We start from the raw sequence: 13,284 nt of genomic DNA on the forward strand, positions 1-13,284 counted from the left end.
ACCATTTTACAAAATAACTAGTAATGATCTTAACAAGATTTAAGACAAATGTCTGTATGAGAATAAGAAAATTTGCTAACTATTAACACGAGTAGCTGAGGCTGGAGAAATATAATGACTTACTTCAATAAGATTACTTTTATTATCTTTATTGGCATAATATAAAATTACACCAAGCGCACAAAGAATTATAAATATTCCCCAAAAAATAAAAGGAGCTTTTCTAGTTCTTTTTGTTTTAAATGCTTGCGTTTGAACTTTCTTTTGTTGAGACTTAGATTGTTTAGTTAATTCATCGAAATACGGTTGATAGTGTTCTGATGATAAGCCAACAATTTCGGCATAAGAACGAATATAACCTTTTACAAAAACAAGTGGGGCGTGAGGTAATTGGTCATTTTCGATATCAACAATTACTGTCTTTCGCACATGAATTTTATTGGCAATATCATCTTGAGTTAAACCCATTTGTTCTCGTAAATCAACGAGCATCACTCCTAATGAAATATTATCCATCATACCCTCATTTAATACTAATCGTTAGCTAATTTAATCTTTACAAACAGTTACATATTTTTACAATTAATCAATTTTATTTGCATTAAACCATTGTGCTGGTTTTTCAATTTCATTTTGAGCTGCAACTAATTGTAATTCATATTCATCTTGTTTTAAGGTTTCAAGCATAACCGCATACACGGCCGAAGTAGTATGTTCTAAAGATTCAACCAATGATTTCCCAAGTAAAACATTAGCTAAAAAAAGTCCACTTGTCATATCACCAACACCAACGGGTTGTCTTACACCAAAGTCAACTAGTGGTCGGTCAATATGCCATGCTTCTTCGCTAGTTACAAGCAACATTTCAAAGCGATCAATTTTATATCCAGCTCTGCTTAAATGTTTAACTAAAATCGCTTTAGGCCCTTTTTTACATAACTCTCGACAAGCTAAAATTGCTTCATCAACATTATTAATACGTTGTTTTCCATTAAGCTCTTCAAGTTCCAAAATATTGGGTGCCATCATATCAGCCATAGGCAATGCTGTATTGCATAAAAACTCAGAAACACCTGGTGCAACAAAACATCCTTTTTCAGGATGTCCCATTACAGGATCGCAAAAGTAAATAGCATTAGGATTAACAGCTTTTACTTTTTTAACTATTTCAATAATTGCATTACCTTGTTCAGGTGATCCCATATAACCACTTAATACTGCATCACACCGTTTCAATTCATCAATTTCATTAATTCCATCAGCAATTTCGCTTAAATGCGATGCAGACATTACCGTTCCAGTCCATTGTCGATATTGAGTATGATTAGAAAATTGTACGGTGTTTAAAGGCCAAACATTTACGCCTATTCGACGCATAGGAAATACAGCCGCACTATTCCCTGCATGACCAAATACAACATGTGACTGAATCGATAAAATATTTCTCATGAAATTAACTCCAAATTAACAAACAGTAATATTTTTTACCACGACGAAGTAAAGTATAACGATTATATAGTTTATCGCTATCAGTAAAATGATAATCAGTTGTAGTGTTACGTTCACCATTAACAGAAATAGCATTAGATTCAATCATCGTTCTAGCTTGTCCTCTTGATGGTGCAAATTCCGCATTAACAATTGCTTGTTGTAAATCAACATTTTCCTCAACAGCTAATGTTGGCATACCATCTTGAGCTAATTGTTCAAAGTCAGCTTCAGACAAGTCAGTTAATTTACCAGAGAATAGGCTTTCTGTAATACGTTTTGCTGCGATCAATCCTTCTTCACCATGAACTAAGCGTGTAACTTGCTCAGCAAGTACATATTGAGCTCGTGGTGCAACACCACTATTTTTATCTTCCTCTTCCAATGCATCAATTTCACTTAGAGGCATAAATGTGAAGAATTTTAAGAATCGATAAACATCAGCATCAGCAGTATTTATCCAGAATTGATAGAATTTATAAGGACTTGTCTTCTTAGGGTCTAACCATACGGCACCACTTTCAGTTTTACCAAATTTGGTCCCATCGGATTTAGTGATTAACGGTACAGTCAAACCATAAACTTGTTTTTGATGTAAACGACGGGTTAAATCAATACCTGCAGTAATATTACCCCACTGATCAGATCCACCAATTTGTAAAACAACATCATGTGATTTATTCAAACAAGCAAAATCATAAGATTGTAACAAGCTATAAGAAAATTCAGTAAATGAAATACCCACCTCATCACGATCTATACGTTGTTTTACTGATTCTTTATTAATCATCGCATTAACTGAAAAATACTTACCAACATCACGTAAAAATGTCAGTACATTCATGCCACTAAACCAATCATAGTTATTAGCCACAATCGCTGAATTTTCACCACAATTAAAATCTAAAAATGGTGACACTTGTTGTTTGATCTTTTCACTCCACTCAATAACTGTTTCCTCAGTATTAAGTTTTCGTTCAACAGCTTTAAAACTTGGATCGCCAATTAATCCAGTTGCTCCCCCTACAAGCGCAACAGGTTTATGACCAGCTAACTGAAAACGTTTTAAACAAAGTAATGGAACTAAATGACCGAGATGCAAACTATCTGCTGTTGGATCAAAACCACAATAAAGCGCAATAGGATTTTGTTCAATTTGTTCTATTAGTGCTTTTTCATCAGTAAGCTGAGCAATCAGCCCACGTTCTTGTAGTTGTTTGATCACATTTTTTGTCATGATATTTTACCTATTAAATTTATTACAGTTATATTCTAGTTTAAATAAAATTTATTCTAATTTATTTTGTTGTGATAACGTTTATACGCTTGTTTAAAATGATCTGCTACTGTTTCGTTTGGTTTTTTATCAAAAAGACTAAAAATAATAATAGCTATAGAAGCAAATAAAAATCCAGGGATAAGCGAATACAAATTAAACCAATTAAAATTAATCCATAGCAACACAGTTACAGTACCAGTTATCATTCCAGCTAGCGCTCCATTACGTGTCATACGTGACCAAAAAACAGAAAATACGATTATAGGACCAAACGCCGCACCAAATCCAGCCCAAGCATGACTCACTAAATCAAGTACACTATTATTTGGATTAATAGCTAATAAAATAGCAATAACTGAAACTAATAGCACCATTATACGACCAACCCAAACCAGTTCCTTCTGTTTTGCTTTTGGTCTAAAAAACGCACGATAAAAATCTTCTGTTAGAGCACTTGAGCAAACTAATAACTGACAACTTAATGTACTCATGACTGCAGCTAAAATAGCTGCCAACAAAATACCAGCAATCCAAGGATTAAAAAGTAATTTCGACAATTCGATAAAAATACGTTCATGTTTACCATCGTTAATCAAGTAAGATAAATCTGGATTATGAGCAAAAAAGGCGATACCAAAAAAACCAACCGTGATTGCGCCAGCTAAACACAAAATCATCCATGTCATACTAATCCGTCGAGCGTTTTTCATTACTTCATGTGAATCAGCAGCCATAAATCTAGCTAAAATATGAGGTTGCCCAAAATATCCAAGCCCCCAACCTAATAATGAAATAATGGCAATAAAATCCATATGAGCAAATAAATTGGTATAATCTGAATTGAGCGATTCAATATATATCAATGCATCAGAAAGCCCACCAGCATTCACCATAACCATAATTGGCGTTAGAATAAGTGCAAACATCATTAAACTAGCTTGAATAGTATCAGTCCAGCTTACTGCTAAAAAACCACCGATAAACGTATAGGCAATTGTTGCACCTGCACCCGCTAACATCGCCCAGCCATAGCTCATACCAAATGTACTCTCGAATAACTTTGCGCCTGCAACTACACCAGAAGCACAATAAATGGTAAAAAATATTAGAATAATAACAGCTGAAATAATGCGTAGAAGTGAGCTTTTATCATCAAATCGACGAGCAAAATAATCGGGTAAAGTTAATGAATTATGATTGATTTCAGTAAAGACTCGTAATCGTCCAGCAATGAGTAGCCAATTTAAATAAGCACCAATAATCAATCCGATTGCAATCCAACTTTGTGAAATACCAAACAAAAAAACAGCACCAGGTAATCCCATTAATAGCCAACCACTCATATCTGATGCGCCAGCTGAAAGCGCAGTCACAACACTACCGATACGACGCCCACCTAAAATATAATCACCAAAATTTTGCGTTGAGCGAAACGCAAAAAAACCTATGGCAATCATGCCTAAAATATATACAGCAAAGGTGACAATCATTGGTAAGGGCATATCTTTAAAAAACCTTATTTGATAAAATTAAGAAATAGTACGCTAGCTTATCATAAAATGACTATGCTAAAAAGTCAGTGAGTATAAATGTGAATAGACAAATAATAAAAAACTAAACAACATTAAAAATAAAAATATCTTACAATTATTAATCAGTATGTTTCATCGTTCCCATCTATATTAAAAAAACTAAAGGCAACTTACAGATAAACAATAAATAAAAGTATATAATATGCACCTTACTATTTTTTAATAAAATTATTTTGTGAAACAATCTACCCGAATTCAAATTCTAGAAAGATTAAAGGATCATATTAAAGATCCAACAACAGAACTAGTGTATGAAACACCTTTTGAACTATTAATCGCAGTAGTACTTTCTGCTCAAGCGACTGACGTTAGTGTAAACAAAGCCACAAAACCACTGTTTGCTATTGCAAATACGGCTGAACAAATTTTGGCTCTTGGTATTGAGAAATTAAAAAGCTACATCCGCACCATTGGCCTTTATAACAGTAAAGCAGATAACATTATAAAAACATGTCAAATTTTGGTAGATAAATATCAGGGTGAAGTCCCTGAAAGTTTTGATGCACTAATTGAATTACCGGGTGTTGGTCGTAAAACGGCAAATGTTGTGTTAAACACCGCTTTCGGTTGGCCTACCATTGCAGTTGATACACACATATTTAGAGTAAGCAACCGTACAGGTTTTGCACCAGGTAAAACGGTAGAGGTTGTTGAAGAAAAATTACTGAAAGTCGTACCTAAAGAATATAAAATAAATTGTCACCACTGGCTAATATTACATGGCCGTTATACCTGTATTGCTAGAAAGCCTAGATGTGGATCCTGTGTTATAGAAGATTTGTGCGAATTTAAAGAAAAAATTTACCCAGAGTAGAAATCAATGCCAAATAAATTTAATTTAGACCAAGATGATATAAACTTGTTTAAAAATAGTATTGGTAACATCACCAAAAAACTAAAACAAGATACTGTCGTTCATAAACCACAAAAACGTTCACAAAAAGCAATAGAAACCCAAAAACAGCAATATGAAAAAATTAATGCTGAATTTTATTTTTCTGATGATTATCAGCCGCTATTGCAAGAAGACCCAATTCGCTATAGCCGAGAAAATGCAGATCCCTACGAAGTAAAAAAATTGCGTCGTGGATTTTATGAACCAGAATTCTTTTTGGATCTACATGGGTTAACTCAACAAGAGGCTAAAAAAGAAATTGCAGCTCTTATCGCAGCATGTTTACATGAAAGAGCTCATTGTGCTTGTATCATGTATGGACATGGGAAAAACATCTTAAAAAAACAAACACCCATGTGGCTAGCTCAACATCCTCATGTTATCTGTTTTCATCAAGCGTCTAAAGAATTTGGTGGCAACGCAGCACTTCTCATTTTATTTGATATCGAGAACAAACTAATAAATAGTTAGCTTTTGAAAACTTAACTATCTAGATAATCATAAAAATAATTTTTTACTCTTCTTCCGTCAATTTTCATCTAAACCTTTGTGATGACATTAGCATGTAGATAAAAAACAAAAAATAAAATAACGTTAACTAAAGAATAATGTTTAAAAAATAGTTGTTAATAACATAAAACAAAAAAACCAGCTTAGCGATAACGTCAAGCTGGTAAACATTGGAAGCAATGTGAGCAATGTCATACTTTTTCAAAAGCCTCTAAAGCTCTAACAAAGTACGAATTAATGATAATGATTATCATTAACAAAATCAAGCATTTTTTTATTTTTCTAAGCTAAATAAAAATAAACGCTTTATTCACTAATTTCATAATAAGAGGATTGATATTTAACAATATAAAAAATAAGCAGAATATTCCTATTCTGCTTTTTATAAAAAATTATACGCAATGGCTAATTTAGGCGAAATAAAATAGAGTATAATACTTATTATTTTTGATAAATAAATTCAACACCCTCTTCATCGCTTTCGTCCCAGTCATCAAAATCATCGTCATCATCAAAAGCCTCATCCATTGCTTGTTGATGGTAATCATCCCACATAAATTCCACTTTTTCAGGTGATGACTCTTCTTGTTCGGCTTCACGTGGATGCGCATTGATATATTCCATTAAGTCCCAACATAAGGCCTTTATACCTTCTTGATTAATGGCTGAAATAATATAATATTTATCTCGCCAATCAAGTGCCCTAGCTATTTCAGCTGCACGTTTAGTGCTCTCTTCAGGACCTAATACATCCATTTTATTAAATACCAACCAACGTGGTTTATTAGCTAATTTTTCACTATATTGTTGAACCTCTTTGATTATTACTTTAGCATTTTCTATCGGATCTGATTCATCTACTGGTGCCATATCGATCAAATGAACTAAAACACGACAACGTTCAAGATGTTTTAAGAAACGAATACCAAGTCCTGCACCGTCTGATGCCCCCTCTATTAAACCAGGAATATCAGCAACAACAAAACTTTGTTCATTATCCATTCTTACTACACCTAAACTAGGCACTAAGGTAGTAAATGGGTAATCTGCAACTTTCGGTTTAGCTGCTGAAACTGAGCGAATAAAAGTTGATTTACCAGCATTAGGCAAGCCCAACATCCCCACATCAGCAAGTAATAATAATTCTAATAATACATCGCGCTTTTCACCTGGAGTACCATCAGTTTTTTGTCTTGGCGCACGATTTACCGATGATTTAAAACGCGCATTTCCAAGCCCATGAAAACCGCCCTTGGCAACCAATACTTTTTGTTGGTGATGCGTTAAATCACCAATAATTTCACCTGTATATTTGTCGGTAATTCGTGTTCCCACAGGCACTTTAACGGTAATATCTCGACCACGCTTACCCGTACAATCAGAACCTTGTCCATTTTGGCCACGCTCAGCGCGGTAATTTTTTTCAAACTGAAAATCAACTAATGTATTTAAATTCTCATCAGCAATAAAAAAGACATCACCACCATCGCCACCGTCGCCACCATCAGGACCACCTTTAGGTATATACTTTTCTCGGCGAAAACCGACACAACCATTTCCACCATCTCCAGCTTCAACACGGATTGATGCTTCATCAACAAATTTCATTATTCTTCCCCTTTATTGCGGTTAATTAGCCAGCCTTTCCTTGGATGCCAAATATAATGCCCAATGGTCGCAAACATAGCACCCGCAACAACAGATACTGCACCAATATAACCTAAAATATTTAAATATTGCATAGCAAACTTTTCAGGCCAAATTAAAGCAAACAAATCTGAAAAGATGAGCGAAAATAATGGCGTTAAAGTTGTTATTGCACTCACTTGTGCTGCTTGCCAGCGCTCCATAGCCATCACTAACGCACCATAAGCAATAATAGTATTTAAACCACAAAATATGATAGCAAACAGTTGAGTTGCATCAGCATTTATAATTTTACTTGACGACGTAAAAGGCAACAAAAAAACAGTACAAATAAGGTAAATTAACCAAAGTAACTGTTCTGCACGTAATTTCTGTAATAGTACTTTTTGAGCAAGCGCATAGCAAGCCCATGATACCGAAGCCAGTAAACCAAACCACACACCAATACCATACGAAGACATATTAGAAAACAGATCTACAATATTTTTATTAAAAAATAACGCAAGCCCAACTAATAATACTAAAATACCAATAATTTGAGTCGGCCTGAGTCGCTCTCTAAAAATAAAAGCACTTGAAATCATAAAAATCACAATGCCAGTTTGCCCGACAACCTGAGCGGTTGTAGCTGAAAGATACTGAACTGCACTAGCAAACAGTGCAAAATTACCCAACAACCCAAAACCTGCAATCATCAATAAAACAAAACGACGATGTTTTCTGAACATCATTAAATTAGGAAATTGCTTTTTGTAAGCCAACCAAATAGTAATACCAAGAGCTGAAATAGCCAATCTCGACCAAGCTAATGTCAATGGATCAACAACCACTAGCGCATATTTCATTGCAATTGGCACAATGCCCCACATCACTGCGGTTAACATGGCAAGTGCAAAACCTAATTTAACATTTTGCTGCTTTATCATATCACCATCAATTTTATATTAACTTCAAGAAATGAAAAAAGCCCCACAATAATTGTGAGGCTTCCAAAACTTTTTGAACCGTTTATGAATTAGCTGTTAGCAACTACACTAACATAACGACGATTCTTAGGTCCTTTAACTTCAAACTTTACTTGTCCATCAATTAAAGCAAATAGGGTATGATCACGACCACAACCTACATTAGTGCCTGGGTGGAATTGAGTTCCACGTTGACGAACTAAAATGTTACCAGCAAGAACTTCTTGACTACCATAACGTTTAACACCTAAACGTTTACTTTGGGAATCACGACCATTACGTGATGAACCACCAGCCTTCTTATGTGCCATTGTTCGATACTCCTATTAAGCGATTGCAGTGATCTTCACATCAGTGAACCACTGACGGTGACCTTGTTGTTTACGATAGTGTTTACGACGACGGAATTTAACAATTTTCACTTTATCGCCACGACCGTGTTCAACAATTTCTGCTTTAATTGTTGCACCTTCAACAAACGGAGCACCAACTTTGATGTCTTCACCATTTGCTACCATTAAAACTTTATCGAAAACAACTTCTGCGCCTGTTTCGACTTCAATTTTTTCCAAGCGAACGACTTGTCCTTCGCTAACTCGGTGTTGTTTACCACCACTTTGGAAAACTGCGTACATACTTAACTCCGCAATAAAAAGCAGACGATTACTTGATTAAACATATATGTCTGCGTGATTAATCTTATAGGGCGTGAATTTTACGCAAATTTTATTCTTGTTGCAAGCGCTGTTTAACAAAAGATCGCAAAAAGTTACAAAAAAGATCAGATAGATACTCTTTCAAGCTACAATAACCATAAATTACTATTTAGCTAAAATAAAATTACAAAATAATATTGAGTGTTTATATGTCGAAAATAAAAATTCGCCCCACCGAATCAATTATTAATCGTTTAACACTATTACTGTTCTGTTTAGGTGCTATTGCTTTAATCGCCTTATCGTTTTCAATCCAGGTAGCCAATGATACAAAAGGTGGGGCATATATGGTTAATCAATTAGGTTTACTAAGAATGAAGAACTACCAAATACTAACAATGGTTCCACTCAATAAGAAAGATTATGATAATTTAAATATTTTTATTAATATTTCTTCATCACAAAAACATTTAACGCTTTTAAAACGCTATAATTTAATTAATGAATTTAATCAGTTAGAAACTGATTGGAATACTCGACTTATTACTAAAATACAGCAAGCACAAAAAATCGATGAAATAAGAATTGATATTGAAAGCTATGTTGCTCGTATCAACCATTTGGTAGATAAGATTGATCAAAAAACCGAAAACAAAATTTATTATATTTCTCAATTACAACAATTATTTATTGTTATTATCGTAATTTTTTTAGCTGTTCAAATTTATTACTTACGTTACTACCTTCTTGCACCATGGCAAAAATTAGTTAGTATGGCTGAAGCAATTTCTAGCCACAATTTTAAAGCGCGTTTTAATATTAAAAGCAGAAAGAATGAATTTGATCTTTTAGGGCTAGCTTTTAACAAAATGTCCGAGCAAATTGAATCACAATATTTATTGTTAGAAAAACAAGTTGCAGAAAAAACAGCTAAATTACAACAAACCAATAAAATTGTTTCATTTCAATATCAAACAATTAAGCAACTACATACTTCAGAGCCATTGTGTGAACGTTTTCTAAAAATACTACACAAATTAGAAGATTTAGTACCATTAACTCAATTTAAAATCCGTTTTTATGAATCAAATGATCCTGAGCATTATCAACAAATCAGTTACGATAATGAGCAAAAATTACCTTATTGCCAAAATTCTAAATGCAAAGCTTGTTTAATCTCATCAAAATCTTATCAAAAAAATAACTTTCAACGCCATTGGCACCTTCAAGAAAACGGGGAAAAATATGGGATATTATTTGCTTTTCAGCCAAAAAATATCATATTAACCAATGAACAAGAAAACTTAATTGTGGGAGTTATCGAGCAAATGACTACTGCAATGAAGCTCGATAGACAAATTGAACAACAAAAACAATATTTATTAATAAAAGAACGCTCAGCAATGGCCAGAGAGCTGCATGATTCCATTGCTCAATCTCTATCTTGTTTAAAAATACACCTCAGCTGCTTACAAATGCAATCAGATTTAACATCACAAAGCAGTATTGATTTATTGGCAACAATGCGTAAAGAAGTCAATATAACCTACTCTCAACTAAGAGAACTAATTACCTCTTTTCGCTTACGCCTTAACCAAACGGGTTTTTATGCAAATTTAATGGAATTAATTGAGGAATTTAATCAAAAATTACAATTCAATATTCAGTTTGAATATTTATTGCCGCTGAATATTATCAATAGTAAATATGCATTTCATTTATTACAAATTATTCGTGAAGGACTAAATAACATATATAAACATGCTAAAGCCACACAGGTTATTGTCAGTTTAAAAATTGATGATCATCAAATTATTTCTGTCTGTATTGAGGATAATGGCATTGGTTTACAAAACAATATTAAACAGGATAATAGTTATGGTCTAATCATTATGCGTGATAGAGTTGAAATACTAAATGGTAATTTAACAATAAACAGTCCTCCCCACAAAGGGACACAAATTATGATAGCATTTAAGGTTAATAAAACCATTTCATTCAAAGCAATAGAAGAGTAAAAATGGAACAAATAAATTGCTCAATACTTCTTATTGATGATCATCCAATGTTAAGAAATGGCGTAAAACAGCTGATAAATACAGTCAACCATTTTGACATTGTGGGAGAAACTGGCTCTGGAATAGAAGGCGTTAAATTAGCCGAAGAGCTTGATCCTGATATTATTCTACTTGATATCAATATGCAAGATGTTAATGGATTAGAAATATTACGCTACTTGCGTGAAAAAAAAATATCGAGTCGCATTATTATGTTTACAGTATCAGATGCAAAAGAAGATATAATCACCGCACTAAAAACAGGTGCTGATGGCTATTTATTAAAAGATATGGAGCCTGAAGATTTTCTAAAATCACTACAAGAAATCTCGATTGGAAAGCTAATTATGGATAATGCTATTTCACATATTATCCTCAATTATATGCGTAATAACGAACAACTAACTACAAAACAAATGCATGATGTCAGTTTATTGACACCAAGAGAAAATGAAATTTTTAATTTATTAGTACAAGGACTACCAAATAAGCTAATTGCAAAAGATTTAGGTATCGTTGAAAGCACAGTCAAAGTACATATCAAAAGTATATTCAAAAAACTTAATTTTAAATCAAGAATGGAAATGACAGTATGGTATTTACAAAGTAAGGAATAAACGTATACATTGAAAAATAAAATATATCTTGTTCAGCGATGCACCAGATAAAATCATTTATTCAACAGAATAACAAACATCACAAAACGGAGTATAGCATTTAAAAAATATAGAAAACTACCATGATCTATTATAGAATTAGATTAAAAAACAGCCACTATTTATAATAATAAAAATACCAAATCTAAACTAGGAATATTTGAAATGCCAATATTGATAAATGCTTATTCTACAGTCACTCATCCACCAGCCATTAATTTTCCCTGCGAGCGTATATACCATCGCGGATTGGATGATTCTGAGTTGACGAAACACCTTGATGGTTTTATCGGTTATGTCATGCAAGCAGGAGATGGGCAGATGAATTCACGCCGTTATGCTTTGTATCGCCATATCCAACGAGTTAAACATCAATTTACCTTTGAGATTGAAGAAGATAATTTCAATGAATTTACCACTTGGGGCTGGCAGGCGAATGCAATTATATTTATGCCTGATGGAACTATTCGGAATCCTGACGGAGATGTATTACAAGATCCTGATGGTAACATTGATTTAGATGTAATCGTCCCTTATCCACTAGAAGCATTAAAGCGAAAAACAAAAACTGAACAGTATTTAGCCAAATTGGGGTTGCATACACCTACACATTTACCACCGGTTATTGCCGAATCGGAAGTAATACTTAGAACACCTGACGAAGTAGCTAAACGAGCCTTAGCAATAATGTTAACAGGTATTCAGGCTGAAAGTTTTAGAGAAAATGATCCAATTAATCCGATGGAATTTAAAGAACGTTGTCCAATGGGGTTTGAGGCTTTATCAAATAATGAGCGTGACTTTATTTATAGCGGGCAGCCGACAGAGCAAGATGTGATAGATATGTCTTGGAAATACGAAGCATTATTACCTTTACAATGGGCTATCAATTGGCAATCTGAGCTCCCTTTTGCTGATACTATCTGCGATGTTTCATCGTTAGTTGACCAAGGAATGCAACATAGTGGACAAGATTTTTCAACCGTGGCCTTAAGACCAGTTAGTGAATTGTTGGATGCTTTAGATTTACACTACCGCTTACATTGGATAACCACAGATTTTCGAATGAAAGATAAGCAACCTCCCGCATCGATTATAAGTGATGTTATTCAAGAGCGTCATTATGCTTTAAATTGGTTAACCAATTTTGAAAATGCTGATTGGGATGATGTCGATACACCAACCTAATATTTTCATCTTCTCATTTGTTGACATCATATTTAATATGGTGTCAAAGTTCTAAATATTAACCATAATATCAAAGCTAATAAATAGTTTAAACTTTCGTTTTCTATCTTTTTAAATCGCTAAATATTTGCTGATTATGTCACATCACCATAAAAAGAATTAACACGATCCTTACCAAAATATTATACATAGCCCCCTCTATCATTTTTTTATTTTGATAATATTGTTGTTCATATTGTTCTAGCAATACCTAGTTCTTGGCTGAACAACCACGCATACAATAATAATAGATTTCAATATATTTAAATAGTGCTTTATTGGCTAGCATCCTCGGTCACTGCGAACGAACAT

General features: G+C 33.6%; 13 protein-coding genes. 5 read left to right on the forward strand and 8 right to left on the reverse strand.

Going from position 1 to position 13,284, the window contains the following annotated elements; translation table 11 throughout:
• Positions 1–75: 75 nt before the first annotated feature.
• The 4 genes from B9N71_RS05130 to putP form a co-directional block, all read right to left on the reverse strand.
• A complete protein-coding gene (locus tag B9N71_RS05130) occupies positions 76–519 on the reverse strand; it encodes a helix-turn-helix domain-containing protein (protein WP_081296710.1) in 444 nt (147 codons plus the stop codon).
• Positions 520–582: 63 nt separating this feature from the next.
• On the reverse strand, positions 583–1,449 hold the full coding sequence (gene pdxY, locus B9N71_RS05135) for a pyridoxal kinase PdxY (RefSeq protein WP_085164582.1): 867 nt from the start codon (positions 1,447–1,449) through the stop codon (positions 583–585).
• Between the two features lie 4 nt (positions 1,450–1,453).
• Positions 1,454–2,725 carry a tyrosine--tRNA ligase gene (gene tyrS / locus B9N71_RS05140; RefSeq protein ID WP_194240441.1) on the reverse strand — a complete coding sequence of 424 codons (1,272 nt, stop codon included), beginning with the start codon at positions 2,723–2,725 and terminating at the stop codon, positions 1,454–1,456.
• Positions 2,726–2,781: 56 nt separating this feature from the next.
• Positions 2,782–4,269 (reverse strand): sodium/proline symporter PutP, encoded by a 1,488-nt coding sequence (putP, locus tag B9N71_RS05145; protein ID WP_176701303.1) that lies wholly within the window; start codon positions 4,267–4,269, stop codon positions 2,782–2,784.
• Between the two features lie 265 nt (positions 4,270–4,534).
• On the opposite strand from putP, the gene nth reads away from it, so the two are divergent.
• Both nth and smrB read left to right on the forward strand, forming a co-directional pair.
• Positions 4,535–5,173 (forward strand): endonuclease III, encoded by a 639-nt coding sequence (gene nth, locus B9N71_RS05150; RefSeq protein WP_065561076.1) that lies wholly within the window; start codon positions 4,535–4,537, stop codon positions 5,171–5,173.
• Between the two features lie 6 nt (positions 5,174–5,179).
• Positions 5,180–5,725 carry an endonuclease SmrB gene (gene smrB, locus B9N71_RS05155; protein ID WP_085164584.1) on the forward strand — a complete coding sequence of 182 codons (546 nt, stop codon included), beginning with the start codon at positions 5,180–5,182 and terminating at the stop codon, positions 5,723–5,725.
• Positions 5,726–6,205: 480 nt separating this feature from the next.
• Here smrB and cgtA read toward each other — a convergent pair whose 3' ends face one another.
• From cgtA to rplU, 4 genes are all read right to left on the reverse strand, one after another.
• Positions 6,206–7,372 carry an Obg family GTPase CgtA gene (gene cgtA / locus B9N71_RS05160; protein WP_085164585.1) on the reverse strand — a complete coding sequence of 389 codons (1,167 nt, stop codon included), beginning with the start codon at positions 7,370–7,372 and terminating at the stop codon, positions 6,206–6,208.
• On the reverse strand, positions 7,372–8,337 hold the full coding sequence (locus B9N71_RS05165) for a DMT family transporter (RefSeq protein ID WP_065590204.1): 966 nt from the start codon (positions 8,335–8,337) through the stop codon (positions 7,372–7,374). Before B9N71_RS05165 ends, cgtA begins: the two co-directional genes overlap by 1 nt.
• Before the next feature lie 89 nt (positions 8,338–8,426).
• Complete coding sequence (gene rpmA / locus B9N71_RS05170) at positions 8,427–8,687, reverse strand: 50S ribosomal protein L27 (RefSeq protein WP_034915250.1); 261 nt, start codon at positions 8,685–8,687, stop codon at positions 8,427–8,429.
• Positions 8,688–8,702: 15 nt separating this feature from the next.
• Positions 8,703–9,011, reverse strand: a complete 309-nt coding sequence (gene rplU, locus B9N71_RS05175) for a 50S ribosomal protein L21 (protein ID WP_025314436.1) — start codon at positions 9,009–9,011, stop codon at positions 8,703–8,705.
• A gap of 230 nt (positions 9,012–9,241) precedes the next feature.
• On the opposite strand from rplU, the gene narX reads away from it, so the two are divergent.
• The 3 genes from narX to B9N71_RS05190 all read left to right on the forward strand — a co-directional run bounded on the left by narX (position 9,242) and on the right by B9N71_RS05190 (position 12,933).
• Positions 9,242–11,050 (forward strand): nitrate/nitrite two-component system sensor histidine kinase NarX, encoded by a 1,809-nt coding sequence (narX, locus tag B9N71_RS05180; RefSeq protein ID WP_085164587.1) that lies wholly within the window; start codon positions 9,242–9,244, stop codon positions 11,048–11,050.
• Between the two features lie 2 nt (positions 11,051–11,052).
• Positions 11,053–11,706: a two-component system response regulator NarL gene (narL, locus tag B9N71_RS05185; protein ID WP_065590206.1), complete on the forward strand. Its 654-nt coding sequence runs from the start codon at positions 11,053–11,055 to the stop codon at positions 11,704–11,706.
• A 204-nt stretch (positions 11,707–11,910) separates the two neighbouring features.
• Positions 11,911–12,933 carry a DUF4272 domain-containing protein gene (locus tag B9N71_RS05190; protein WP_085164589.1) on the forward strand — a complete coding sequence of 341 codons (1,023 nt, stop codon included), beginning with the start codon at positions 11,911–11,913 and terminating at the stop codon, positions 12,931–12,933.
• Positions 12,934–13,284 lie beyond the last annotated feature (351 nt).

The sequence above is a fragment of the Gilliamella bombi genome (assembly GCF_900103255.1).
GTDB classification, from domain to species: Bacteria; Pseudomonadota; Gammaproteobacteria; order Enterobacterales; family Orbaceae; genus Gilliamella; species Gilliamella bombi.

What these genes read in the sequence shown, in the direction of transcription:
- narL (WP_065590206.1), top strand. Translation starts at nt 11,053, where the DNA reads ATGGAACAAATAAATTGCTCAATACTTCTTATTGATGATCATCCAATG.
- pdxY (WP_085164582.1), bottom strand. Translation starts at nt 1,449, where the DNA reads ATGAGAAATATTTTATCGATTCAGTCACATGTTGTATTTGGTCATGCA.
- putP (WP_176701303.1), bottom strand. Translation starts at nt 4,269, where the DNA reads ATGCCCTTACCAATGATTGTCACCTTTGCTGTATATATTTTAGGCATG.
- narX (WP_085164587.1), top strand. Translation starts at nt 9,242, where the DNA reads ATGTCGAAAATAAAAATTCGCCCCACCGAATCAATTATTAATCGTTTA.
- rplU (WP_025314436.1), bottom strand. Translation starts at nt 9,011, where the DNA reads ATGTACGCAGTTTTCCAAAGTGGTGGTAAACAACACCGAGTTAGCGAA.
- B9N71_RS05190 (WP_085164589.1), top strand. Translation starts at nt 11,911, where the DNA reads ATGCCAATATTGATAAATGCTTATTCTACAGTCACTCATCCACCAGCC.
- cgtA (WP_085164585.1), bottom strand. Translation starts at nt 7,372, where the DNA reads ATGAAATTTGTTGATGAAGCATCAATCCGTGTTGAAGCTGGAGATGGT.
- B9N71_RS05130 (WP_081296710.1), bottom strand. Translation starts at nt 519, where the DNA reads ATGATGGATAATATTTCATTAGGAGTGATGCTCGTTGATTTACGAGAA.
- smrB (WP_085164584.1), top strand. Translation starts at nt 5,180, where the DNA reads ATGCCAAATAAATTTAATTTAGACCAAGATGATATAAACTTGTTTAAA.
- tyrS (WP_194240441.1), bottom strand. Translation starts at nt 2,725, where the DNA reads ATGACAAAAAATGTGATCAAACAACTACAAGAACGTGGGCTGATTGCT.
- rpmA (WP_034915250.1), bottom strand. Translation starts at nt 8,687, where the DNA reads ATGGCACATAAGAAGGCTGGTGGTTCATCACGTAATGGTCGTGATTCC.
- B9N71_RS05165 (WP_065590204.1), bottom strand. Translation starts at nt 8,337, where the DNA reads ATGATAAAGCAGCAAAATGTTAAATTAGGTTTTGCACTTGCCATGTTA.